Consider the following 1,192-nt stretch of genomic DNA (forward strand, 5'->3'; position numbering starts at 1 on the left):
TATCGGAGTCGTTACGGTTAATTTTACGTCTCCAGGATTTGTTCCGATTACAGCTTGTGCTGCGTTTACGGTATCACCTGCGATTAATGAAACTGTTGTGGTTCCGCCTGCATTTCCGTTGATTGAACCTAGGTTGTCTGCAACAGCGTCAATTGATGGTGCTGTAACTACAACTGTTGAAGTCGCCGTATCGCAGTTGCCCGGATTATTGATTTCACAGATGGTATATTCTAAATTATAAGTACCTGCCGGTGTATTGGCCGCCACTGTAACGGTTCCGTTTGTATTGATAGTCAGCCCTGCTTGTATCGGAGTCGTTACGGTTAATTTTACATCGCCAGAATTCGTTCCGATTACGGCTTGTGCTGTGTTTACGGTATCACCTGCAATTAATGAAACTGTTGTGGTGCCGCCTGCATTTCCGTTGATTGAGCCTAGGTTGTCTGCAACAGCGTCAATTGATGGTGCTGTAACTACAACTGTTGAAGTTGCCGTATCGCAATTCCCCGGATTGTTGATTTCACAGATCGTATATTCCAAATTATAACTTCCTGCCGGTGTATTGGCCGCCACTGTAACTGTTCCATTTGAATTGATCGTAAGTCCTGCCGGTATCGGAGTGGTTACCGTTAATTTTACGTCTCCCGGATTCGTTCCGATTACAGCTTGTGCTGCGTTTACGGTGTCGCCTGCAATTAAGGAAACTGTTGTGGTTCCGCCTGCATTTCCGTTGATTGAGCCTAGGTTGTCTGCAACGGCGTCAATTGATGGAGCTGTAACTACAACTATTGAAGTCGCCGTATCGCAATTCCCCGGATTGTTGATCTCACAGATGGTATATTCTAAATTATAAGTACCTGCCGGTGTGTTGGCAGCCACTGTTACTGTTCCGTTTGTATTGATGGTCAGTCCTGCCGGTATCGGAGTCGTTACGGTTAATTTTACGTCTCCCGGATTTGTTCCGATTACAGCTTGTGCTGCGTTTACGGTGTCACCTGCAATTAATGAAACTGTTGTCGTGCCTCCTGTATTTCCGTCGATCGAACCTAAGTTTTCTGCAACCGCGTCGATTGATGCTGCGCTAATCGTAACTTGAACTTGGTTTGAACTACAATTGGTTGGGTTTAACAACTCACAGATTTCATACGTCAGTTGGTAAATTCCTGCCGGAGCATTGGCTGCTAATATCGCA

The 1,192-nt window shown here is 45.6% G+C and carries 1 pseudogene; it reads right to left on the bottom strand.

Annotation, left to right across the window (positions count from 1 at the left end):
* Positions 1-1,192: pseudogene (locus LPB89_RS21880) on the bottom strand (hypothetical protein); the annotation flags it as partial.

Source organism: Flavobacterium sp. ENC (genome assembly GCF_020991415.1).
Classification (GTDB): domain Bacteria; phylum Bacteroidota; class Bacteroidia; order Flavobacteriales; family Flavobacteriaceae; genus Flavobacterium.